The sequence below is a fragment of the Ensifer adhaerens genome (assembly GCF_020035535.1).
GTDB lineage: Bacteria > Pseudomonadota > Alphaproteobacteria > Rhizobiales > Rhizobiaceae > Ensifer.
The window spans coordinates 98,520-123,840 of sequence record NZ_CP083350.1; the positions used below are offsets into that span (position 1 = coordinate 98,520).

Below are 25,321 nucleotides of genomic sequence, written 5' to 3' on the forward strand. Positions count from 1 at the left end.
ATATATAATGCCTAAGTTTACCCAACCGCAAAGACTTCCGGGCTGTTAGTTTATTCGCTGGCCGTTCCTCTACGTCAGACCTCGCATCAGATATTTGAATTATTTGAATTTCTCGATCTTAAGAGTCCAATTTTCTTGTGTAGGGCCAATGCAATACACTCCTGATGATCGGATTACGTCAACTATTTGCTACCGGGTCACCAGCCCTGCGCCGCGTGACGCCTGGAAGCAATTGATGACGCGTGACCACGAGGCGATGCCCTATCAATCGCCGGAGTGGAACAAGGCGATTTGCGCTGAGGGCAAGTTCAAAGATATCAGCCGCTACTACGTATTCGAAGACGGTTGCCAGGTTATAGTTCCGCTCGTAACCACGACGGCCATAGGTCCGGTGGACCTTGTTGCGGGTTCTTATCCCGATGGTTGCGGAATGGGAGGGGCGGTGTGCTGCGACAACACAGCCATCCGCCACCTCAGGGAGGTACTGAAGGACCTCATGGCATTGCGTTTCCTCAGCATTCGGGTCAGGCCGAACCCTTTGCAGGGTAAACGGTGGTCCGAAGCGGCGCACGGCCTGGGTCTGATGATGAAACCGCGCCGTGCCCATGTGATCGATCTGAAGGAAGGGTTCGACCACGTCTATGGCAAGCTCTTCACCAAAGCGACAAGGGTCAGTATTCGCAAAGCCGAGCGAGAGGCCGTCATCGTAAAAAGCAGCAGCAACGGCGAACTAATCCCCCTCCTTCACAACTTGCTTGAGAGGTCCGTCAAGCGGTGGGCTGAACAGCAAAACGAACCGCTCTGGCTAGCGAAGTTCCGCTTTGGCAGGCGAGATCCCATCAAAAAGCTCTATCAAATCCAGGAGGCGCTCGGTGCGAACTGCAAGGTCTGGGCAGCATGGGTGAATGGGCAACCGGTCGCGGCATCCCTCGTTTTGATGGGAAGAAACGTGAATGACGCCCGGGGCGCAATCGACCGAGTTGCATTGGGAACGTCTCGCGCCAACGATCTTCTCCAAAAACTCTCAATCGAAGACGCGTGTCGGACGGGCTGTCGTTACTATCACCTCGGCGAGAGCGGCAATTCGGCATCGCTTTCACATTTCAAGGAGCGTTTCGGAGCGACGCACTACGATTACTCCGAGATATTTATCGAGCGGCTCCCGATTTCTCAGGCCGAAAAACTACTCAAGTCGGGCGTTAAGAGAGCGATCGGCTTCAAGGACTGAATCTACGTTCCTCTCCCCATCAAAGGTGCGCACCGAATTCAATACGGTCCGTGGCACTGGAGGCCTGGGATGGACGCCGATCAGGTGTTTGCGGTTTGCGCGCGAGTACCCGCCGCTTGAGCAAGCAGCAAATCTAGATACGGCAGCGACCTTTTCCGCGCGAGATAGCACGCGCGGTGTCATAGATGGCGGCACGTCCATATTTTTGGTGGTTCACTATCTAACAGGAGACGGCAGCGGCATCTCCAGATGGAACCTGCAAATTAACCGTTTCTTAAGCGTGCACTTTAAAACGCACCTCTATTGCACTACTATAATTTAGGGGGCAGCGATAAGCGGCGGTCTCCATCGAATTATCGGCGTATCGGGCGCGCTGGAGGGCATACCGAAAAAGAAAATCGACTTCGTCTACGCCTAGCCGTTCAATGTATTCGATATCAATACTTTGAGTACGAATTTATATTTCAGCGTTCCATACAGCATGTACGACCAATATATCGATCGCATGGAAGTCGTCTCTCTGCATCGTAGGGTTGATAATTTACAAATTGCCGTCGGAGAGCAAAAAATATGTCTATTTCAGTCGCATTTGTCGACGACCATCCGATATTACTTGAAGGGCTGGTCAGCTTATACTCCGGGAAAAGCGATCTCAATATCGTCGCCAAGGGCGAGAATGCGGTCGACGCTTTAAAGATCGTCGAAGAACATTCACCCCATGTCCTCGTGCTCGACCTGAGCATGCCGGGCGACACAGTTGCCGCCATCGAGGTGATTGCACAGAAATATCAGGGGACGCGGATCATCGTCTTCACAGCGAATTCGAGCATCGAAACGGCGATCCAGGTGCTGAACCAAGGCGTCGCAGGCTACGTGCTCAAAGGCAGTTCCGCTAGCGATCTGCATCAAGCGATACGCACGGTCTACGATGGCGACACATTCATCACCGCGGGCTTTGCCACCAAAGTCATCATGGCGATGAAGACCGCGGAACTGCGCCGACGCAAGCAGGCGCAACAGCGGCTGAGTTTGCGCGAAGAACAGATTGTCCGTCACCTGATGCGCGGCAGCACCAATCGCGAAATCGCCAGATGTCTTGATATCAGCGAAAAGACCGTCAAGCACTACATGACATTGCTGATGCAGAAACTCGACGTGAGGAACCGGCTGGAAGTGGTGCTGGCGGCCCAACGCCTCGAAGTTCTGCCGGACGGTACTGTCGATCGCGGACGGATCAACTAAAGCGCCCTACCCTCGCATGGATCGGCGGGCCGACGCTCGATACCGGCTGCGCCGTTCTACGCCAGCGAGCGCCGCCTCGCCCCTCCGTCACCCGGACAGAAGCCTCCCCCCTTTTCAAGGATTGGGCGGACAATCCCAAAAGCCGCCGGCGTCCCCCATTGCCATGACCGGCGGCAAGAGGGCCGTCACGACCGTCCCATTGCCCCGGGATCGTACGCATTGGCCGGCCAGTGCCTGTCTCAGGCTTTGCGATTTGACGAAAGCTTCAAGTGACGCTGTGCCAAGAGGGCCGCCTCGACGCGGTTCTTTGCACCGAGTTTCGCGAGCAGGCGGCCGACATGGAATTTCACCGTCTTGACCTGCACGTCCATTTCCTCGGCGATCGTCCGATTGGTGCAACCGCGCCCGAGCAAGCGGAAGACAATTGCCTCCTTCGGCGTCAGCTTGTCGATCAGCCGTTCCACCCTGTGTCCTTCGGTGCGATTGCGAATGACGCCGAAGAGGCGCATGCCAAGCGCAGGCGAAAGATATGCCTGCCCCTCGGCAACGGTCGAGATCGCCGCAATCAAGTCGGGTGCAGGCGCGCCCTTCAGCACATAACCCGCCGCTCCAGCATCGAGCGCCTCCAGCACGTCGTCGTCTTCCTCCGAAACCGTCAGCATCACGACTTTCGTCTCGGGCCAACGCGTGGAGATTTCGCGCGCCGCATCGATCCCGTTGCCGGGCATGGAAATGTCGAGCAGCGCCACATCAGGCAGCAGTTTTTCGACGAGCCGGAGCGCCTCGTCCTTCGAGGCGCCCTCGCCGACCACGGCAAAATGTTTCTGCAACCCGAGTGCCTGTAGCACGCCCATTCGAAAGAGCGCGTGATCATCGACGACGATAACCGACGTGGGTTCACCCATCGAGTATTCCTCCTCCGAGATCCAGCGTCATCTTGAGTTCCGCACCGTTCTGCCGCTGGATGAAATTTAATGTACCGCCGAGGCTTTCGACCCTTTGCTGCAGGCCGTGGATACCCAGGCCCCCGCCACCCGGCTTTTCGGCAGAATGCCCGTCACCCGACTGGCGGCCGCGATCCGAAACACTGAGCACCAGGGTCGCGCCGTCGACGCGACAGCGGACTGCCTGCCCCTGCCCGCCAGCGTGGCGGTAGGCATTGTTCAGGCCTTCCTGCACGAAACGGTAGACGCAGGTCTTGATGACCGCCGGCAACGTCAACTTGCTGCCGCTGGCTTCGATATCGACTTGGGTTCCAGTCCGCGCTTCATGAAGTCTTGTGGCCCGAGCGATGACCTGATCGAGGTCTAGGCGCTCGATATCCGGCAAGAGCAACGACCGCGCGATCAGGCGGATTTCCTTCAAGGTCTCTTCAAGCGTCCCTCCGATCACATTCAGAGCCTCGTCGCGCTCGGCCTTGGACCGTGCCAGGCGTACCGGCTCCATCTGCAAAACGGCAAAGCCGATCAACTGCGCCGGACCATCGTGCAGGTCGGCGCCAATTCCGCGCGTAAGCCGCTCGTTGAAATCCGTCATTCGTAAGGAGGCAATCCTTGCGCGATCGCGCAGCACCCGGACTTCCTCGGAGACCCGCTCGGCCTCCTCGGCGCGTTGCTCCAGCCGGAGGCGTTGCTGCTCGATCGTCGCGCTGCCGCGATGCACTATGCCGAACAGGCCGAGCATGATCAGGGTGGAGGCGCCCGCAACCACCGTCCAACCGATCAGGCGAACCTTGAAGATCTCCCAATGCAGGATGTCCGTATCCTCGTGTATTTCCGCGACGGCAACGACTTCCCCCGTGTCGGCCCGGCGTACGGGGCTATAGATTTCGAGATAGCGGGCGTTGAGGCTTCGAAGCGTGTGCTCGCTTGCCGTCAAATCCGCGTAATCGGCCGCGACGTCGCCGCGCAGCGCCTGAACGAGCCCCGGCGGCGGATTGAACCGGCGACCGATCAGCTCCTTGGAGGTGGAATAGGCGACCGTGGCATCCGGCAACCACAATTCGAAATAGGGAAAGCGGCCCTTGAACTGCGGCTCGGCAAAGAGCTGGTCGAGGCGCGCGCGGCGCTCCGGAGAAAGCTCCCCCGCCCGGGCCAACTCGTTTCCGACCGGCTCGAGTATGCTTTGCATGAAGAGTGCCGTCGCCGCGGCGCGATCGCCCGCTGCATTCTGGGAAACTTCGCGGGAAATGAGGTAGCCGGAGACCCCGGCGACCAGCAGGATCAACACGCTGCTTGCGAGCAGGAACTGCACGGAGAGAGTCTGCCGACCAAACCATTCCCGCAGCGGCGGCAGCAAGCGACGACGGACCATGACCGCCGGCTTCGCCGGCACGGCGATCTCGTGCGAAATGCCCCGTGAATGCTCAGTCACGCTGCGCGGTTTCCTCTCGGATTGCTGCGGCGGAAACGCAATGTCCCAACCGAGCCGCCGCGGAGATGATGGCATTATTCCGCAAAATTGAAAGACCTTGCCCAGTTAATATCCAGGGTCCAAAGAAGAACTGGACCTAGGTCCAGCTTTTCTATTGGTCCAATGCCACAAATGCCGCGTCCGCAAGTCGGAAATGCGCTCCGCCCTTCGTCGGCAATCTCGTCCGACCTTGCGACGTTTCTTTCCTGGGCTTCTGCGCCCACCATACAAGCATCAGCAGAAATGCCCGTGGCTCACGAACCGGGCAGTCCGGAACACAGCAACCGGCGCGCCGGGGGGACAGCCTCGCCGTCGGACGGTGGAACTTTGTTTGAAACGGGCGGCCGCGGCTTCGCGATGCGCCGATGGAGGGAAAAATGGTAAAGCTCAACCGGAACGATCTCGACTTCATCCTGAAGCAAATCAAGATCGCAGAGGCTCACACGGCAGCCATCGACGGCGGCGCCGATCCGCGCGTTGCCCTTGCAGAGCTTGTTTCCAACCCGCTCCTTCCATACGGCCTTCGCACGGTCGACGGCTCGTTCAACAACTTCCAGCCAAACATGACGCATCTCGGCTCATCGGATCAAACGATGGTGCGGCTGCTGACGCCGAACTATGCGCCGGCCGAGATCAACCCCCGGAACGGGCAGCAGACCAGCTATGCCGATCCGACTGGTTCGGTTTACGACAGCCAGCCGCGGTTGATCTCCAACATCGTTGCCGACCAGTCTTTGAACAACCCCGCGGCAATCGCTGCTGCGCTTGCTTCCCTCGATATCAAGGGCGCGGAAGCACTCAGCATCGTTCGCACCGTCATGGACCTTCAGGCAGCGGCACGCGCAGCGCATGCCGCCGTAGCAAATGCGGCGGCGAATGCCGATGCGGCGGCCGCCGCCGCCGATGTCGTCGTCGCCAATGCGCAGGCGGCGCAGACATCGGCACAGGCGACGTATGATGCGGCTGTGGCCTCACAGTCGGGAGCAACGCAGGCACTCGCAAGCGCCAATGCCGCCTTGGCCTCGGCAATCGCCGCACGCGACGCACATGCTCCTGCGGTCGCAAGTGCCCAGGCGGCGGCTGCCACAGCACTTGCAGCCAGCCAGGCTGCAGCGTCGACAGTGTCCGACGCAACGGATGCACGCAACATCGCCTTTGCCAATCTCGCATTGGCCCAGCAGGCAGAGGGCGCTGCCCTTACGGCGTTCCAGAACGCTCCGACGCCCCAAAACAGCGCGCTCTACCAAGCCGCTGTTGATGCCCGAGAAGACGCGCAAATCGCCTACGCTCTGTCGGTCGAGAACCTAGAGGATGCTTCGGCTGCGCTCACGGCCGCACAGGCTGAACATGCGACTGCTGTCGCCACCTTGCAGGACACCATTGCCGAACAGCAGACATTGACCAGCGCTGTGGAAAGCGCCCAGAGCGCTGCCGCAAGCGCCACTGCTGCGCTTGCGAGCGCCGACGCAACGTTGAGCGCTGCGGCAAGCGATCTGGCAGAAGCGACGACCAACCTGAATGAAGCCGTTGCGGCGCGCGAAGCAATCCTGACGGGAGACGGCGCAACCGAAGCCGCACAAGCGTTAGCGGAGGCCGCCGATGCCGCCGTCATCGACGAGCTTTCCTCTCATGGTGTGACGATGGATGGTGACAACGTCTTCATCAAGAACATCGCAGCCGACCTTGGCGACACGGCCTCGTTCAACGGGTTCATGACTATTTTCGGTCAGTTCTTCGACCACGGCCTCGACCTGACCTCGAAGGGAGGCAGCGGCAACGTCATCATCCCCCTGCAGCCGGACGATCCGCTCTATGTCGCGGGTAGCCCGACCAACTTCATGATCCTCACTCGCGCAACGAATGAGGCCGGCCCGGATGGACAACTCGGGACGCCCGACGACATCCGCGATCACCGCAACGAGACCACGCCGTGGATCGATCTCAACCAGGTCTACACGTCCAACCCGTCGCACCAGGTCTTCCTGCGCCAGTATGTGCTCGTGGAAGGCAAGCCCCTGGCAACCGGCGAGATGCTGCAGGGCGCTACCGGTGGACCGCCGACCTGGGCCGACATCAAGAACCAGGCAAGAGACCTGCTCGGCATCGAACTGAGCGACATGAACGTGCATAGCGTGCCACTCCTGGTCACGGACCTCTACGGCGAATTCGTGCGCGGACCCAACGGCCTGCCGCTGATGATGACCGCCACGGGACCTGTCGAGGGTAACATTGCGAACCCGATCGATGCCGTGACGGCCCTCAGCGCGGGACGCGCCTTCCTTAACGACATCGCTCACAGCGCCGTACCGAGCGGACCGGTGGATCACGACCGAAACCCGGCGACGGCGCCGGTCGCCGTGCTGCCGGATTCAGACGACGTTGCCGGCAACCCGATCCTTCCGAACGCCTTCGGCGTCAACGTCACCTATGACGACGAACTGCTCGATGCCCACTTCGTCGTCGGCGATGGTCGCGGCAACGAGAACATCGCGCTGACGGCGACCCATTCCGTCTTCCACAGCGAACACAACCGTCAGGTCAGCGCCATCAAGGCGACGGTGCTCGCCGAAGGGGACCTGGTGCTGCTCAACGAGTGGCTGCTGGTCGACGTGACCACGTTCCCGACCAGTTCTGCTGGCCTCGTATGGGACGGCGAGCGTCTCTTCCAGGCGGCACGCTTCTCGACGGAGATGGTCTATCAGCATCTCGTCTTCGAGGAGTTCGTTCGCGCCGTCGCCCCGCAGATCGATGCCTTCGTGTTCTCGCATTCCGTCGAAATCGACGGCGCGATTTTCGAGGAGTTCGCCCAGGTCGTCTATCGCTTCGGCCACTCGATGCTCAATGAAAACGTCGAGATGCTGAAGCTCAGCGCCCAGGGAGCGGCGACGCCTGAAGAAATCGGCCTGATCGATGCCTTCCTCAACCCGATGGCCTTCAACAACGCCGGTGTCGATGCCCATGCTGCCTCCGGCGCCATCATCCGTGGCATGACCCAGCAGGTCGGCAACGAGATCGACGAGTTCATGACCAGCGCGTTGCGCAACAACCTCGTCGGCCTGCCGCTCGATCTGGCCACGGTCAACATCGCCCGTGCTCGCGAAACCGGCATCCCCTCGCTCAACGAGGCACGGCGCCAGATCTACGAACAGACGAACGACAGCTACCTCAAGCCCTACGAGAGCTGGGCCGATTTCGCCCTGCACATCAAGAACCCGCTCTCGATCGTCAACTTCATCGCCGCCTACGGCACGCATGAAACGATCCTCGCCGCAACCACAGCCGACGCCAAGCGCGACGCCGCCTGGGAACTCGTCTTCGGCGCTGCCGGCGAAACACAAGCGGAGCGCCAGGCGCGGCTCGACTATCTGAATTCGACCGGCACATGGGCAACGCGCGAAACCGGTCTCAACAAGGTGGACTTCTGGATTGGCGGCCTCGCCGAGGCGCTGATGCCCTTCGGCGGCATGTTGGGCTCGACCTTCACCTTCGTCTTCGAGCTGCAGATCCAGAACCTCCAGAACGGTGACCGTTTCTATTATCTCAGCCGCACGCAAGGGCAGAACCTGCTCAACGAACTCGAGGCAGACAGCTTCGCCGATCTCATCCGCCGCAACACCGACACCGAGGACAGCGGTCTTCACATCAACGGCTCGGCCTTCCAAACTGCCGACTACGTCATCACGATGGACCAGTCCAAACAGTGGAACCACGGGCTCGGCAGTGCGGATCCGACCCGTGAGGCGGATGTGATCTCTGCTGTCACGGGCACCGACTCCCTCGTCATTCGCGGCACGAACTATCTCCGCTTCACCGGCGAGGAACACGTGGTGCTCGGCGGCACGAATGCCGGCGAAACCCTGATCGGCGGCGCTGGCGACGACACGATCTGGGGCGAAGGCGGCGATGACCGTATCGAGGGTGGCTTCGGTGTCGACCATCTGCACGGCGGCGACGGCGACGATATCATCACCGATAGCGGAACCGACATTGGCGCCAGCGACGTGATCAAGGGCGAGGGTGGCGACGACGTCATCAATGGCGGCATGGGCCTGGATCTGATCTTCGGTGGTGACGGCAACGACGTGCTTGCCGGCGGCGAGGATCAGAAGACGCTTTCGGGCGGTCAGGGCAACGACTTCATCCGCGCGCCCACCGGTGGTGGCGGCGCCATCCTCGGCAACGAGGGCGACGACTGGATGGAAGCCCAGGGCAACATGACGACGCTTACCGGCGATAACTCTGAACTGTTCTTCAACTCGCGCATCATCGGCCATGACGTGATGATCGCCGGCGAGAACGATACCGACTTCGACGCCGAATCCGGCGACGACATCATGGTTCAGGGTATCGGCATCAACCGTTCGAACGGCATGGCCGGCTTCGACTGGACGACGTTCAAGAACAACAACTACGACGCCGATGCAAACATGAACATCAGCATCTTCGTCAACCAACAGAACAACATCCTCCGCGACCGCTATGACCTGGTCGAAGGACTTTCCGGCTGGGACCGCAACGACACCCTCACCGGCCGCGACGTGGTCATCGGCGGGTACGATCCGAACGGAAACGCCTCCCAGGTCGATGCCGACGCACCGATCGAGAGCTTCTCCAACGCGCTGCTCGAAAAGAACGTCGACCGGATCGCAGGCCTGCGGGAGCTGGTCGCCCACCTCCCGCGCTTCGACCTCTACAATCCGCACAATCTCGATGCCAATGGCCTTCCGATCAATCCCGCGGGAGCAAGGGAGATCGCGGTCATGGATACGTCCGACGGCTCGGACATCATCCTTGGCGGCGGCGGCTCGGACATGATCCGCGGCATGGGCGGCAACGACATCATCGACGGCGACAAGTGGCTCAACGTACGCATCCTCGTCACGCCGCGTGAAGGCCAGGGATGGTCTGCTTTCAGCATCGACTCGATCGCCCAAATTCAGAGCCGCCTGTTCTCCGGCGAGATCAAGCCGAGCCAGTTGCAGGTCGTCCGAGAGATCCTCGACGGCGGCAAGGAAGGCGATATCGACACGGCCGTCTATTACGACAACTTCGAGAATTACGAGATCACCTACAACGCGGACGGCAGCGTGACGGTCGCCCACGTCAACCCGACCGTCGGCATCATCGACCCGGCAACCGGCCGCAACCTCGAATCCGAGGGGACAGACCGCCTCTTCAACATCGAACGCATTCAGTTTGCCGATCGGGTGCTGGACCTTCGCGGCCCTTCCATCGACCTGCATGCGTTTGACAGTGCAAACTACCGTGATGCATTCGGTTCGGCGAATTACGCCAACTCCAACGGATCGGCAGCCTGGACCACGCCATGGATAGAAGCTGGCGACCGTGCGGGCAATGCGGCAACCACGGGCGAAATTCGCATCAGTGGTGGACAGCTCGAATTCCGCCAGGATACCGGAGCCGGCTCGACCCCACCCGGAGCCACGATCACCCGGACGGTCGATCTTTCCATGGTTGGCGCCGGCACTGCGACGCTGCGCTTCGATTACGAAGAAAGCGGCCTGGACAACGGCGAGACCCTGCAGGTGCAGTTCTCGAGCGACGGCATCACGTTCACCACACTTGAGACGATCACAGGCGCTTCCAACAACGGCGGCCCGAGCTTCGCGCTGACCGGTCCCTTCTCGGCGACATCGGCGATCCGCTTTGTCTTCAGTGGCGTGAACAACAGCAACGAGACGGTGCGGATCGACAATGTCAATGTTGAGTACACCACGCCGGTCGATGACGGTTCGACGGGTTGGGGCGGCACCTTCACGGAAGATCAGGGTGCGGTCGGCATCTCGAGCCTTTCCGGCATTTCGACAAGCGAGACGATCGCGTCGGCTCGCATCGTGCTGAAGAACATGGCGGACGGAGACACGTTGACAGCGACGACGGCCAATGGCCGCCCCGCCGCCATAGCAGCCTCGCAGGCGGTGATCAGCGGCGAATTCGTCCTGCTGCTCACCGGTCAGGCGAGCGCCGCCGATTACCAGCGCGCGATCGACTCCGTTCGCTTCTCCAATTCGTCCGACACCCCGGCCACGACAGCGCGCACCATCGAGGTGACGGTGAATGATGGTATCCGCGACAGCCAGGCGGCGACGGCGACGATCAACGTCGTTGCGGTGGACGACCCCATGATCGCAAACAACGATCGGATCGTGACGAACTGGACCAACGGCAACCCGTTCACGATCCCGAATTGGGCCCTGCTTGCCAACGATATCGATCCCGACAGCCCGCTGGCGATCTCGGCCATCACGCAGACAAGCAGCCTCACGGCAACCCTCGGCGCAGGCGGCGTGACGATCACCGATACGGGCAACGGAAATGGCAATAACGGCGGCAGCTTTACCTACCGCGGAACGGGGACTGATACGGCCAACGTCGATGTGGTGCGCGACACCGCCGGATCGATCGACGGCGGGAACGGCAACGACATTCTGGTCGGTGACAACGCGGCAAACACGCTGAATGGCAGCGGAGGCAACGACATTATCTTCGCCGGTGGCGGCAACGACACCATCAATCAAAGCAGCACGCAGGGCCGCGACACCATCGACGGTGGCGCCGGCAGCGACACCTATATCCTGTCGGGGAACGCAGCCGCCGAGCTGTTCCGCATCTATGCCGTCACCGCCGGGCAAAACGCCAACCTGGCAGCAAACCTGAATACTACCTTCCTGGCGTCGACGGAGATCGTGATTACCCGCACGGTCGGTGGTGTCGAAACCGTCGTTGCTGAGCTCGACAACATCGAAGAGATTACCGTCAACACGTTGGACGTAACCAACAACAACAACAATGGCGGTCCTGACCAGGGGCCCAGCCAGGGCGACACGATCCAGGTCATCGGCAACTTCGACACGACCAGCCTGAACTACTCGACGATCACCATCGAAGGTTCGGACGGCAACGATGTCATCGACATATCGAGCCTGTCGTCGGCGCACCGCATCGTCTTCCGCAGCAATGGCGGTCAGGACACCATCGTCGGTGCGTTGCGTCCCCAGGACGTGATCGAGATTCCGGCAGGCGCCGACCCCGCCGGCTACGCGGAAACCGACAACGGCAACGGCACCACGACACTCTCGAACGGCACTCATTCCATCACCTTCGGCGGCAATACGCCGACCCTCGTCGTCAACGACGACCAAGACGACGACGATGACGATGACGGCGCTGGCTCTGGCGATGATGATGGTGACGGTGATGGTTCTGGTTTGCCGTTGCCGGTTGCGGCGCGGACGGTTGTCGGGACTGGTGCGTCGGATGTGCTGTTGGGGGGTGCGGGTTCCGACATCCTGCTTGGCGGGGCGTCCAGCGACATTCTGTCGGGTGACGGCGGAGCTGACGTGCTGCGCGGCGAGGATGGCGACGATGTGCTGAGTGGCGGCGACGGCGACGATGTGGCGTCGGGCGGGTCCGGCGACGACGAGGTCCATGGCGGGGCCGGTGCCGACATGCTGTTCGGCAATGGCGGCGCCGACCTGATCTACGGCGATGCCGGCAACGACATCATCGAAGGCGGTGCGGGGGCCGACAAGGTCTGGGCCGGCGACGGCGACGACATCGTGCTGGCCACGCTCAACGACGGCTCGGACAGCTACTGGGGCGGCGATGGCGTCGACACGCTCGACTATTCGGTGGCGACCGGCAACCTCAAGGTGGACCTCGGCAACGGCTTCATGGGCCGCGGCCAGGTGGTGGGGGCCGAGGTCGGCAACGACACGATCTACGGCTTCGAGAACATCATCGCCGGTTCGGGGCACGACGAGATCACCGCCTCGACGGCCGTCAACATCATGGACGGCGGGCTTGGTGACGACGTCTTCCGCTTCACCTCGGTGGCGGCGGCCGATGGCGACACGATCTACGGCTTCTCGCCGGGCGACCGGATCGACTTCTCGGCGATCGATGCCAACGGCGGACAGGCGGGCAAGCAGGGCTTCACGCTTTCCAGCGGCACGACGCTCACGGGCGCCGGCCAGATCGTGGTGACGCACGAGACCCGCGACGGCGCCGACGTGACGGTGATCCGCGGCAGCGTCGATGCCGATCCGGATGCCGAGTTCGCACTGACGCTCGACGGCACCCACAACCTCAAGGTCGCCGACTTCAACGGCGTCTCGTGAACATGACGCACAGGTCCCGGCCGGCCGAGGTCGGCCGGGACGTCTGCTGGGCGGACAACTGGGCGGGCGGGCAAAAGGGGATCTCATCATGAGCAAGAAGAAAGAGCCGCAACACAAGATCGGCGGCATGCGCGGTATCCTGATCTATCTCTTCGGCCTATCGGGCATCATCAACATCCTGGCGCTGACCGGCGCCTTCTACATGCTGCAGATCTACGACCGGGCGCTGACCAGCGGCAGCATCTCCACCCTGGTGGCGCTGTCGGTGCTGGCGATCGGGCTTTACCTGTTCCAGGGCCTGTTCGACGTCATCCGCTCGCAGATCCTGGTGCGCCTCGGCGCCCGTCTCGACGCGGAACTGGCGCCGCTCGCCCACAAGGTGGTGATCGAGATGCCGCGGTTCGGCTATTCGACGGCGGAGGCGACGGAACGCGGCCGCGACGTCGACACGCTGCGCGGCTTTCTCGCCGGCCAGGGACCGGTGGCGCTGTTCGACCTGCCCTGGATCCCGATCTACCTCGCCTTCGTCTGGCTGCTGCACCCGATGCTGGGCTACCTCACGCTCGGCGGCGCCCTGGTGCTGGCGCTGCTGACGGTGATTGCCGAGGTGATGACGCGGCGTCATTCCAGCCCGATGATCAAGGCGTCGGTGGCGCGCAGCTCGATTGCCGAGAGCAATGCCCGCAACAGCGACGTGCTGCACGCCATGGGCATGACCGGCCGGGCAGTGGCCCGCTTCGAGACGGCCAACCGCCGCCACCTCGACTGCCAGACCAAGACCTCGGATGTCGGCGGCACGCTGTCGGGGTTGTCGAAGGTGCTGCGCATGATCCTGCAATCGGCGATCCTCGGGCTCGGCGCCTATCTGGCGATCCGCGGCCAGATGTCGGCCGGTTCGATCATCGCCTCGTCGATCGTGACGGCGCGGGCGCTGGCGCCGGTCGACCTGGCGATCGCGCAGTGGAAGGGCGTCGTTGCCGCCCGCCGCAGCTATCACCGCCTCAACGAGACACTCGGCGTGCTCGACGAACGCAGCGGCAATCTCGACCTGCCGGCGCCGCAGCTAAGCCTCAGCCTCGACAAGGTGACGACGGTCGCGCCCTCGACCGGTGCTGTGCTTCTGAGCGAGGTGAGCCTGGAACTGAAGGCCGGCCAGGCGCTCGGGCTGATCGGCCCGTCGGGCGGCGGCAAGACGACGCTCGCCCGCACCATGCTCGGCATCTGGCCGGTCTTACGCGGCGCGGTGCGCATCGACGGCGCCGATCTCAACCAGTGGCCGGAAGTGCTGTTCAACCAGCATGTCGGCTACCTGCCGCAGGACGTGGCGCTGATGGATGGCACCGTGTCCGACAACATCTCGCGCTTCGCCGAGGCGCCGAACGCGCGGGCGATCATCCGCGCCGCCAAGGCCGCCGGCATCCACGAGATGATCGTGCATCTGCCGAACGGCTATCAGACCGAACTTGGTCCCCATGGAACCGCCCTGTCCGCGGGCCAGAGGCAGCGCATCGCGCTGGCCCGCGCACTGTATGGGGACCCCTTTCTCGTGGTGCTCGACGAGCCCAACTCCAACCTGGATGCCGAAGGCGAGGAAGCGCTCAACCGGGCGATCCTCAAGGTGCGCGAGCGCGGCGGCATCGTCGTCATCGTCGCCCACCGCCCGAGCGCCTTGCAGACGGTCGACATGATCGGCCTGGTGCAGGCTGGCCGGCTGGTCGCCTTCGGTCCGAAGGAGGAGATCCTGCCGCAGCAAAAGACCCGGCCACTGGTGGTCGAGAAGACGCGGCGCACCGACGTCGGCGGGCAACCGCCGCAACGGGTGTCGGCTGCGGCGGAGTGAAAGACCCGAGAGGTTCGGCCCCGAGCCGAGGAGGATGTCATGGACGAGAAGCTCATCCTGAAGCGACCCGACAGCCAGCAGGCGATCGCGCCGATGAACCGGTACGCGATCGCCGACAAGCCTGAGCGCAAGCGCGGGCGGCTGGTGCTGTCGGCGCTGTTTCTCGGCGCGCTCGGTTCGGTGCTCGGCAGCAAGGACGGCGAAAGCGAACCGGCAAACCACGATCGCGATCCCGAGCCCGTCGGTTCAGAGCCGCCGGGCGAAGCGCTCGACATGTCCGGTGCGCTCGAGGCGATCGAGGATGCCGCCGCCTACATCCAGGGGCTGCTGGCCGACCTGGCGTTTCCGGACGAGGTCATGCCGGCAAAGCTCGGCCGCCTGCGCTCCTCGGTGCGGCTTGCCTTCGACGACGGTGCGCCCAACACCGACCTCATCGACGAGCGGCCGTTCAAGACCGGCACGCGGCCGGCCAACGACAACGGCCTGCAGGGCTTCGACTTCCCCGGGCTTGCGTCCTTCGGCAGCCCGCCGTCCGGCAGAAGCGACGGCAATGATGATGACGACGATGACGGCGGCAGTCCCGGCGGCGGCGATGACGACGACGACAATGGTGGTCCGGGCGGTCCCGGCGGTCCTGGTGGCGACGACGATGATGACGACGGCAGTGCCCGCAGCAACCGGCTGCCTGTCGTCACCGGGCGCAATGTGCTCGCCAACGGCCTGATGAACCTCTCGGCCGTCATCCTTTTGGACGACCTGCTCGCCAATACCGTCGATCCGGACGGCGACAGGCTGTCGATCGCCAACCTGACGGTCTCCAATGGCTCGGTCCGCGCCTATGGCGAGGGCATGTGGCTCTACACGCCGGAACGCGGCGATCTCGGTGAGGTCACCTTCACCTATTCGGTCTTCGATGGCACCGGCCGTTCCGTCAATGGCGCGCTGATGACGCTGATGGACTGGCCGGCAAACGAGATCCGGGGCACCGAGGGCGACGACGTGATGCGCGGCACGCCGCAAAAGGACATCATCGCTGCCCTTGGCGGCGACGACATCGTCTATGGCCGTGAAGCCGACGACATCATTCTGGGGGGCAGCGGCGACGATACGCTCATTGGCGGCGACGGCAACGACACGCTTTACGGTGAGGCCGGCAACGACCGTCTCTATGGCGGGCGCGGCAACGACATCCTGTTCGGTGGGACCGGGGACGACCACCTCTATGGCGAGGAGGGCGACGACATCCTGCTTGGCGAGGCCGGCGACGACTATCTCTCCGGCGGCGACGGCGACGATCGCCTGTTCGGCGAGGAAGGCCGTGACGTTCTCGATGGCGATGCCGGCAACGACCTGCTCGACGGCGGCGCCGGCAGCGACCGGCTGACCGGCGGCGCCGGCAAAGACACCGTGCTTGCCGGCGCCGGAGACGACATCATCGTCACCGGTCTCAGCGCCGAGGAGGCCCGCAGCGCCTTGCCGCCGAGCAGCGACGGCAATGACCACTATTCCGGTGGCGAGGGCCACGACACGCTCGATGCCAGCAGTGCACGCGAGACCGTCGTCATCGACCTCCAAGCCGGAACCGCCACCGGCGCGGAGATCGGCTCCGATACGATCGACAGCATCGAAAGCGTGATTGCCGGCTCGGGGGACGACCAGCTCAAGGGCAACGACGCCGACAACACGTTCGTCGGCGGCGCCGGCAACGATGTGGTCAGTGCCGGCGCCGGCGACGACACGATCATTGTCGCCGTGCAGGCACCGTCGTCTCAGGGTGACGACGGCGACGACCACTACGACGGCGGGACCGGCAACGACACGCTCGATGCCGGCAGCGCACGCGAGACGGTGATCATCGATCTCGAGGCGGGCATCGCCACCGGTGCGGAGATCGGTTCCGACACCCTTGCCAACATCGAGAACGTGATCGCCGGTTCCGGCAACGACGTCATCACCGGCGACGACGGCTGCAACACGCTGATCGGCGGCAATGGCGACGACGTCGTCTCCGGCGGCGGCGGCAACGACACGATCGTGGTTGTCGCCTTTGATGGCAGCGGCGACGCCGACCATGACGGCAACGACAGCTATAGCGGTGGCGATGGCATCGACACGCTCGACCTGTCCGCGCTGGTGCAGGCGGTTCTCGCCGACATGGAGGCCGGCATCGCCACTGGCGAGGAGATCGGCGAGGATCGCATCGACGACTTCGAGATCATCGTCGGCGGGCGCGGCAGCGACCGGATCTCCGGCAGCCGCGGCAACGACATGCTGTTCGGCGGCCACGGCAACGACCGGCTGCGCGGCCGCGACGGCGATGACGTGCTGGTCGGCGGCGCCGGCGACGACGAGTTGAAGGGCGAAGACGGCAACGACACCTTCGTCGTCGTCCTTCTGCCCGGCACCAGCGACGGCGACGATACGATCGACGGCGGCGCCGGCGTCGATGGCTACGACGCATCGGCGGCGACGCAGGCCGTGGTGATCGATCTCGATCGCGGCATCGCCGCCGGCGCCGAGATCGGCAACGACAGCTTGAGATCGGTCGAGACCGCAGTCGGCGGCAAGGGCAACGACATCATCGTCGCCAGCGATGCCGTCAACTTCCTGGCCGGAGGTGCGGGGGCGGATATCTTCGTCTTCCGCAGCCTTGCCGCCCTTGCCAATGGCGGGGAGGGCCGCGACGAGATCCGCGACTTTGAGGTCGGCGACCGCATCGACCTGTCGAAGATCGCCGAAGCCCTCGGCGGCCTTGCCTTTGCGCCGTTTGCCGACGACGGCAGCCCGGCGCCGGTCAACCGCATCACCTTCTACCACGAGACCTTCAGCGACAGCGAGCGCACGGTCGTGCGCGCCGTCATCGATCTCGAGCGCGACGAGGACCTCGAGTTCCTGATCGCCGGCCGCCACGCGCTGACCGAACAGGACTTCATCCTCGCGGCCTTCGAGACCGCCGCAGAGCAGAGAGACGCCTGATCCATCGCCAGGCGACACCACCCGCATCAAACCACAGCTGTCACGCGTTACCCGGGAGAAGGCCATGACCACCAGAGAGAACAACAAGACGATCGCCAGGGCCGACGGCACGATCGCAAAGGACGGCAACCAGTTCGGCATCACCTCGCGCGTCGTCGTCTCCGCCGTGTTTGCCGCCACGCTGCTGTTCGGCGTCGGCGGCTGGGCCGCCCATGCCCGGCTTTCCGGCGCCGTCATCACCCAGGGCCAGGTCGCCATCTCCCAGCAGGTCAAGCTGATCCAGCACCGCGACGGCGGCATCGTCTCCGACATTGCGGTGCGCAACGGCGACCACGTCCGCAAGGGGGACGTCCTCATCCGCCTCGACGAGACCCAGACCCGGGTGGAACTGGCGATCGTGCGCGGCCAGTTGCAGCAGTTCTACGCCATGCGCGCCCGGCTGAAGGCCGAGCGCGACGGCGACACAGCCGTCTCCTTCGACGGCCTCGATGTCAGCGAGGTGCTCAAGGTCAGCGAACTCAAGCTGTTTGAGGCCAACCGCCGGATGATCACCAGCCAGGAAGAGCAGATGCGGCTGCAGATCACCCAGCTCGAGGAGCAGATCCGCGGTCTCAAGGCCCAGACCGGCTCGAGCGACGCGGAACGGGAGATCGTCATCAAGGAGATCGCCAAGCTCGAGACCCTGCTGAAGAGCGACCTGGTGCCGATCTCCGAACACCGCGACCTCCTGCGCCAGATGGCCCGCATCGACGGCTCCAAGGGCGAACTCGTCGCCCGCATCGCCGAGGCGGTCGGCCAGATCAGCGAGCTGCGCATCAAATTGATGGCGATCGACCAGAACACCCGCAAGGAAACCCAGACCCAGATCGTCGGCATCGAGGCCAAGATCGCCGAACTCAGCGAACGCGAGGTCGCCGCCCGCGACCGGCTGTCGCGCATGGACGTGCGCGCCCCCGTCGACGGCCTCGTCTACGACCTGCAGGTCCACACCATCGGCGGCATCATCGCCCCCGGCGCCAGCGTGATGTCGATCGTGCCTGAGGACGACGACCTCACCGTCGAGATCCGCATCCCGCCGGCCGACATCGACCGCATCGCCCCCGGCCAGGCCAGCCGCATGCGCTTTACCGCCTTCAACCAGCGCACCACCCCGGAACTCGACGGCAGGATCGACGTCGTCGCCGCCGCAACCACCATCGACCGGGCAACCGGACAACCCTACTACCTCGCAACCGTCGAAATCACCGACCCGATCGAAAGGCTCGGCAACCGCAAGCTCTTGCCAGGCATGCCCGTCGAAGTCTTCGTCCAGACCGACGAACGAACCGCTATCTCCTATATCAGCAAACCATTCACAGACCAGATGATGCGCGCATTCAGAGAAGAATGAACCCGTTATCGCAAATGCCGACCGGGCGGCTCATCGGTAGCCGCTATCCGGCAGATGTGGCCGCAGACTGGTCGGTGAAGCCGAGCAGGCTTGGACACCTGCAACACGCCCGTCCACTATCCGCCTAATCATGGTTCATTAGATCCGGGCGAACCAAGACAAAGCCAGCGACACCGGAAACGGTGCCACCCCTCGCCCTTCGCCCTTCGCCTGCCCGGCGGCATTGAGCGGCCATTTTTCGCGTCAATTTAACAACTTGACTATGGCTGCGTGCGGCGCACAATCGGCAAAAAGTTCAGGAAGCACGCAAGGATTGTTGCCGAGATGGACGGTTCCAGCAGTCGACCTAGAAGCAGCCTGCCCGCGCTCCTGCGGACCTGACCTTTCGCGTCCGGTTCACCGGTCCCAGCAGGCAGGCTCGGGATTGAAAGGTGAGCCATGCGGTCCCAAACCTTCCGCATTCGCCAGTCCGCCCCTCGGTTTGCCGACCGCGAGGACCGAATAGAACTGTGACGCCAGGACACGGCGCCCCACGCATGGACTCGTTCTCATTTGATATGACGAGCTGTCAAAATGACCATGCATCATCCCGCCATGGAAGCCGTTCGCCGGTATCGCTATGCACCCAATCTATGGGATGCGTTTGCATTCGGCCTGCTTTTCGGCAGCCTCATCCTCATCATTCGGGGTGGGCACGAGACGCTCGCGCCGCTCACTTCGCTTGCGGCGTCGCCCGTTTCTCTCGATCCGGCCATGTTGCCGGAATACGCATTGCGCACCACCATGCGCATGCTGGCGGCGATCGCCGCCTCACTGGCCTTCACCTTCGTCTACGGGGCGCTCGCGGCGAAGAGCCGCCGTGCCGAGCTGGTGTTGATCCCGCTCCTCGACATCCTCCAGTCGGTGCCCGTGCTGGGATTTCTGTCTTTCACCGTTCTCGGGTTCATGTCCCTTTTCCCCGGGAACGTATTCGGTGTGGAGCTAGCAGCAATCTTCGCCATCTTCACCAGCCAGGCCTGGAACATGACCTTCAGCTTCTACCAGTCGCTGAAGACCGCCCCGGGCAACCTGGATGAGGCAGCACGCAGCTTCCGTCTTTCTGCATGGCAACGCTTCTGGCGTCTTGAGGTCCCGTTTTCGATGCCGGGCCTTGTCTGGAACACGATGATGTCGATGTCGGGCGGGTGGTTCTTCGTCGTCGCGTCGGAAGCAATTTCAGTCGGCAACACGACCGTCACCCTGCCGGGCATAGGTTCCTATGTCGCGCTCGCCATCGCGCAACAAGACCTTGCCGCCGTAGGCTGGGCGGTGACGACCATGCTCGCGGTGATCCTCATCTACGATCAATTGCTGTTCCGCCCACTTGTAGCCTGGAGCGACAAGTTCCGCGTCGAACTTTCGGCAAGCGGAACGGCGCCCCGCTCATGGCTCCTGTACGCGGTTCGCAGAACGCGGTTGTTTCAAATTCTGCTTGCGCCTGTCGGAATGCTCTTCGCCCGCCTGCCGCAGCAGCGCCTTGCTATCCCCTCCGTCTTGCCGCCCCAACTCCACGGGGCCAAGGCGACTGCTTTCGGGGATCGCGTCTGGCTTGCGCTCGTCGCCATCGTTTCGGCTTATGCATTCTGGCTGATTGCCCGCTTCATCGGCACCGAGCTAGCCTTCCGCGATGTTGCATTGGTGCTGGGGCTTGGACTTCTGACCATGCTGCGTGTCATCGTCCTGATGACGCTTGCCACGCTGATCTGGGTTCCGATCGGTGTCTGGGTCGGGCTGAGGTCGCGGGTGGCCGAGCGCGTCCAGCCGCTCGCACAGTTCCTGGCCGCATTTCCGGCCAACATCGTCTTTCCGTTCGCCGTCGCCGGGATCGTCCACCTGGGGCTGAACCCGGACATCTGGCTGTCGCCGCTCATGGTGCTTGGCGCGCAATGGTACATCCTCTTCAACGTGATTGCCGGAGCGAGCGCCTTTCCGAACGATCTCAAGGAGGCGGCGGCAACCTTCCACATCCACGGCTGGAACTGGTGGCGCAAGGTCATCCTGCCGGGGATCTTCCCCTAAACGTGACCGGTGCGATCACCGCGAGCGGCGGGTCCTGGAACGCGTCGATCGTCGCCGAGGTTGTTGGCTGGGGCAATACCACGCTCACGGCACATGGCCTTGGCGCCTACATCGCCGAAGCGACCAAGGCGGGCGATTATCCCCGCATCGTGCTCGGCATTGCCGTCATGTCGCTGTTCGTCATCCTGTTCAACCGTCTGCTCTGGCGTCCGCTCTACGCCTTTTCCGGCCGCCACCTGCGTCTCGACTGAGAGAGGTTTCCCACATGGCTTCGGTCGAAATCACAAAACCCCGCATCCACCTAGCCAACGAAAGGCTCGTCGAACTGGAAGGCGTGCGCCAGATCTATCACAAGAGCGACAGTCCCGACCTTGTCGCGCTCGACGACGTCGCGCTCTCGATCAGTGAAGGTGAAATCGTCGGACTGCTTGGGCGTTCAGGCTCCGGAAAGTCGACGCTGTTGCGCATCGTTGCCGGATTGATCGCGCCAACCACCGGCTCCGTGCTCTGGCGCGGCCTGCCGGTTACCGGCCCCTGCGAAGGCGTCGCGATGGTGTTCCAGAGCTTCGCACTCTTCCCCTGGCTCAGCGTACTCGAGAATGTCGAGCTCGGGCTCGAGGCGCTTGGCGTTCCTGCGGCCGAACGCCGTCGCCGCGCGATCGATGCGATCGACCTGATCGGCCTCGACGGCTTCGAAAGTGCCTACCCGAAGGAGTTGTCCGGCGGCATGCGCCAACGCGTCGGCTTTGCCCGGGCGCTCGTCGTCCATCCACGCCTCATGCTCATGGACGAACCCTTCTCGGCGCTCGATGTCCTGACCGCGGAAACGCTCCGCACCGACCTTATCGACCTCTGGATCGAGGGGCGCCTACCGATCAGATCGATCCTGATGGTCACGCACAACATCGAGGAGGCCGTGCTCATGTGCGATCGCATCCTGATCTTCTCCTCCAATCCGGGGCGCGTCGCTGCCGAGATCAAGGTCGACCTCGTCCACCCGCGCAACCGACTCGATCCGGCCTTCCGGCAATTGGTCGACGACATCTATGCGCGGATGACACAGCGCGCGCCGAAGGAAAAGATGGAGAAACATGCCGCAAGCGGCTTCGCCGGCGTTGGTATCGCCATGGCGCTTCCGCGCCTGTCGACCAACCGACTTGCCGGCCTCATAGAAGCGCTCGCCCTGCCGCCATACGACGGTAGGGCCGATCTCCCCGATCTGGCCTCGACACTTCAGATGGAGGCGGGCGAACTGTTTTCGATCCTCGAAACGCTGCAACTGATGCGATTTGCCGAATTGGAAGAGGGAGACGTGAAGCTGACGGAGGCTGGGCAACACTGCGCTGGCGCCGAGGTCGATGCCCGCAAGCGCCTGTTCGCTGAACATCTTCTCGCTTACGTGCCTCTCGCCGCCCTCATCCGGCGGGTGCTCGACGAACGCCCGAGCCACCGCGCGCCGTTCACGCGTTTTTCGGAGGAACTCGAGGACTACATGTCGGAGGAAAACGCCGAACACACGGTGCGTGCAGTCATTTCATGGGGCCGCTACGCGGAACTCTTCGGCTACGACGAAGAGTTGCGGCAATTCAATCTGGAGAACCCGAGCTGACGGCAGCCCCCGCCGTTTCCATGCGGCGACCTGGCACCCAACCGGGTGACACAGGCGCCGCGTTTCGCAGCGCCTGTGTTCGGTCTACTCTATCGCATCATGGCCGCGACATTGCCGCCGTCGACGGTGATAACCGCGCCGGTGCTGGTGCGCGCCTTGGCGAGATGCACGAAAGCGTCGGCGACGTCCTTGGCGGCAACCTCGCGATGGACGAGGTTCCCGCGCATGTAGGCATCCGGCGAAATACCGCGGGCACGACTGCGCTCCTCGACCATCTGGTCGGTCATGAGGCCGGTTCGGATACGATCGGCATTGACGGCGTTTGACGTGATCCCGTCAGCGCCATGCTCGACCGCGTATTGCCGCATCAGCGCCATGAGGGCGGCTTTCGAGGTGCCGTAAGGACCGAAATCAGGCCCGGGATTGACGGCTTGCTTGGACACGTTGAACACCAGCGCACCGCCAGTGCGCTGCGCCTTCATGATCTTTGTCGCAGTGCGCGCAATGTAGTGATGTCCCCAGAAATTCAGCGCGAAGGCCTTCTGGAAAATCTCGTCGGACACCTCGCTGATAGCGCCCTGGAAGGCGGCACCGGCGTTGGAAATGACGATGTCGACGCCACCGAAATGTTCGGCAACTCCGGCAAGGGCGGCTGCGACTGCCTCCGGTTTGGTCACGTCGCAGGCCAGGCCAAGTCCGCCAAGCCGGGCAGCCTCCTTCTTCACCGCTGCTTCGGCGAGATCGAACAGTGCGATCTCAGCCCCTTCGGCACGCAACGCCTCGGCGATCGCAAGCCCCAGTCCGCCTGCGCCCCCCGTCACCACCGCAACCTGCCGGCTGAGCGGCTTCTCCACCTGCTTCGTCAGTTTGACCTGCTCGAGCGACCAATACTCGATATCGAACAGATCCTCTTCTGAAAGCGCCTCGAAGCTTTCGATCCCTTCGGCATTGCGTATGACGTTGATCGTCGCCTCGGCGACGTCGGCGCCTACCCGCGCAGCCTTCTTCGTCGGCCCGGCTGCAAAGAGCCCAACGCCGGATACGTAGAAAACGCGCGGCATGGGGTCCAGCATCTTCTTGTTGCCACCGACGCGGGCATTGTTGCGTTCAAAGTAGGACCGGTACTCGGCGATATAGTCTGCCACCGCCGCACGGACGCTCTCCGCCCAGACGGCAGTGTCGCCGGCGACCGGTGCGGGCAGAACAAGGCCGAAGCGCTTGATGTGAATGACGTGTTCCGGCGTCGCATTGCCCCGCCGCGCCATATCCGCGGCATTCTCGGCATTGCAGAATTCGAGTACGGCCTCGGTTGCGCGATGCTCCAAGACGAAGCGCTTCGGGGAGCCTTCGACGTCCGTATCGATCGCAATTGCGCCACGCAGGATGGGGGCAATTTCGGCAGCCGTCGCGAGACCTGAAGGTTGCCTGACTTGAACGAAGGGCCGCGGATTGCCCTTTGCAATGCGGCGCTCGGCCTTGTCGATCGCTGCGATCATCTTGTCGTAGGATTCGCGCGGGTCTTCAGACCAGGTAAAGATCCCGTGCTTCAAGAGGATCATGCCGTCCGCAGTCGGATCGGCGCGGAAAGCCTCGTCGCAAACCTTGGCGAGATCGAAGCCGGGCATGACATAGGGAATGATGATCGAATTGGGGAAGAGTTCGCGGACGATCTCCTCGCCATGCGGCTGGTTTGTCAACGAGACGATCGCGTTGGCATGGGTGTGGTCGATATGCTTGAACGGCAGGTTGGCATGCAGGATCGCCTCCACCGACGGGTTGGGAGCGGCAGGATCAAGCAGCAATCGGCGCTGCAGCATGACCATGTCGTCGTCGCTGAGCGTCGGGAAACCGACCATCGCCTGCAGCGGCTGCAGGCGGACGGCCGGCAGACCTGCCGGCTCGATCGTGCCCATGTCCCAACCGCTTCCCTTGACACAAAGAACCGGAATTTCAGAACCGTCGAGGTCGACATACGTGGTCTTCACCGAGGTATTGCCGCCACCATGAAGGACGAGCTCGGGATCGGATCCGAGAAGGCGCGTCGTGTAGGTGCGGATCGCCAGGTCGCGGTTGATGCCGTTGCGCACATAGGTATCGACGACATTGGCGTGGTCGGTCTCGGACCATCTCGACTTCATGAAAGGCTCCTCTGCTGCCGGCGCTCGCACATCCTCTGCAAGGCTCCGGACAAAAATTGGTGTGGCACGACCGCTCCCACCGAACCGCACACGGCTGGCAGGGGAAGGCGCGCTTGGGAAGCATTGGGGGCGGCAACCGGCACGGACCGCACCTGGAGGCCGGTTCCCATCCTGCGTTTGCCTCGGCCTCCCTTAGGCGCACGTCCGCATTCGCGGCGGACTGCCCAAGCGAGAATCCGATGTCGATTGTCCGTTGCAACGTGACGCAAACAAATGACAACATAGCG

The 25,321-nt window shown here is 63.0% G+C and carries 10 protein-coding genes and 1 pseudogene; 8 read left to right on the top strand and 3 right to left on the bottom strand.

Annotated features, from left to right (window positions below; translation table 11 throughout):
* The first annotated feature begins 235 nt into the window (after positions 1–235).
* Together LAC81_RS20885 and LAC81_RS20890 are read left to right on the top strand one after the other, a co-directional pair.
* The gene (locus LAC81_RS20885; protein ID WP_223729140.1) at positions 236–1,228 is read left to right on the top strand and encodes a GNAT family N-acetyltransferase; all 993 of its coding nucleotides are present in this window, start codon (positions 236–238) and stop codon (positions 1,226–1,228) included.
* A gap of 570 nt (positions 1,229–1,798) precedes the next feature.
* Positions 1,799–2,470, top strand: a complete 672-nt coding sequence (locus LAC81_RS20890) for a response regulator (protein WP_223729141.1) — start codon at positions 1,799–1,801, stop codon at positions 2,468–2,470.
* Positions 2,471–2,709: 239 nt separating this feature from the next.
* On the opposite strand, the gene LAC81_RS20895 is transcribed toward LAC81_RS20890, so the two are convergent.
* Both LAC81_RS20895 and LAC81_RS20900 read right to left on the bottom strand, forming a co-directional pair.
* Complete coding sequence (locus tag LAC81_RS20895) at positions 2,710–3,375, bottom strand: response regulator (RefSeq protein WP_223729142.1); 666 nt, start codon at positions 3,373–3,375, stop codon at positions 2,710–2,712.
* The gene (locus LAC81_RS20900) at positions 3,368–4,843 is read right to left on the bottom strand and encodes a sensor histidine kinase (protein WP_223729143.1); all 1,476 of its coding nucleotides are present in this window, start codon (positions 4,841–4,843) and stop codon (positions 3,368–3,370) included. The genes LAC81_RS20895 and LAC81_RS20900 overlap by 8 nt, the downstream gene beginning before the upstream one ends.
* A gap of 416 nt (positions 4,844–5,259) precedes the next feature.
* On the opposite strand from LAC81_RS20900, the gene LAC81_RS20905 reads away from it, so the two are divergent.
* From LAC81_RS20905 to LAC81_RS20940, 6 genes and pseudogenes are all read left to right on the top strand, one after another.
* On the top strand, positions 5,260–13,023 hold the full coding sequence (locus tag LAC81_RS20905; protein WP_223729144.1) for a peroxidase family protein: 7,764 nt from the start codon (positions 5,260–5,262) through the stop codon (positions 13,021–13,023).
* Between the two features lie 88 nt (positions 13,024–13,111).
* Positions 13,112–14,863, top strand: coding sequence for a type I secretion system permease/ATPase (locus LAC81_RS20910; protein ID WP_223729145.1), 1,752 nt, complete (start codon positions 13,112–13,114; stop codon positions 14,861–14,863).
* 39 nt (positions 14,864–14,902) lie between these two features.
* Positions 14,903–17,839 (top strand): calcium-binding protein, encoded by a 2,937-nt coding sequence (locus LAC81_RS38440; RefSeq protein WP_273700233.1) that lies wholly within the window; start codon positions 14,903–14,905, stop codon positions 17,837–17,839.
* Between the two features lie 64 nt (positions 17,840–17,903).
* Complete coding sequence (locus LAC81_RS20930) at positions 17,904–19,229, top strand: HlyD family type I secretion periplasmic adaptor subunit (protein ID WP_223729146.1); 1,326 nt, start codon at positions 17,904–17,906, stop codon at positions 19,227–19,229.
* A gap of 573 nt (positions 19,230–19,802) precedes the next feature.
* A pseudogene (locus LAC81_RS20935) lies at positions 19,803–21,538 on the top strand (ABC transporter permease).
* A 14-nt stretch (positions 21,539–21,552) separates the two neighbouring features.
* Positions 21,553–22,896 carry an AAA-associated domain-containing protein gene (locus LAC81_RS20940; RefSeq protein ID WP_223729147.1) on the top strand — a complete coding sequence of 448 codons (1,344 nt, stop codon included), beginning with the start codon at positions 21,553–21,555 and terminating at the stop codon, positions 22,894–22,896.
* 89 nt (positions 22,897–22,985) lie between these two features.
* On the opposite strand, the gene LAC81_RS20945 is transcribed toward LAC81_RS20940, so the two are convergent.
* Positions 22,986–25,034 carry a bifunctional aldolase/short-chain dehydrogenase gene (locus LAC81_RS20945; RefSeq protein ID WP_223729148.1) on the bottom strand — a complete coding sequence of 683 codons (2,049 nt, stop codon included), beginning with the start codon at positions 25,032–25,034 and terminating at the stop codon, positions 22,986–22,988.
* Positions 25,035–25,321: the final 287 nt, after the last annotated feature.

Excerpts from the sequence above, each read along its gene's own strand:
- LAC81_RS20885 (WP_223729140.1), top strand. The coding sequence starts at position 236 with ATGACGCGTGACCACGAGGCGATGCCCTATCAATCGCCGGAGTGGAAC.
- LAC81_RS20890 (WP_223729141.1), top strand. The coding sequence starts at position 1,799 with ATGTCTATTTCAGTCGCATTTGTCGACGACCATCCGATATTACTTGAA.
- LAC81_RS20895 (WP_223729142.1), bottom strand. The coding sequence starts at position 3,375 with ATGGGTGAACCCACGTCGGTTATCGTCGTCGATGATCACGCGCTCTTT.
- LAC81_RS20905 (WP_223729144.1), top strand. The coding sequence starts at position 5,260 with ATGGTAAAGCTCAACCGGAACGATCTCGACTTCATCCTGAAGCAAATC.
- LAC81_RS20910 (WP_223729145.1), top strand. The coding sequence starts at position 13,112 with ATGAGCAAGAAGAAAGAGCCGCAACACAAGATCGGCGGCATGCGCGGT.
- LAC81_RS38440 (WP_273700233.1), top strand. The coding sequence starts at position 14,903 with ATGGACGAGAAGCTCATCCTGAAGCGACCCGACAGCCAGCAGGCGATC.
- LAC81_RS20930 (WP_223729146.1), top strand. The coding sequence starts at position 17,904 with ATGACCACCAGAGAGAACAACAAGACGATCGCCAGGGCCGACGGCACG.
- LAC81_RS20940 (WP_223729147.1), top strand. The coding sequence starts at position 21,553 with ATGGCTTCGGTCGAAATCACAAAACCCCGCATCCACCTAGCCAACGAA.
- LAC81_RS20945 (WP_223729148.1), bottom strand. The coding sequence starts at position 25,034 with ATGAAGTCGAGATGGTCCGAGACCGACCACGCCAATGTCGTCGATACC.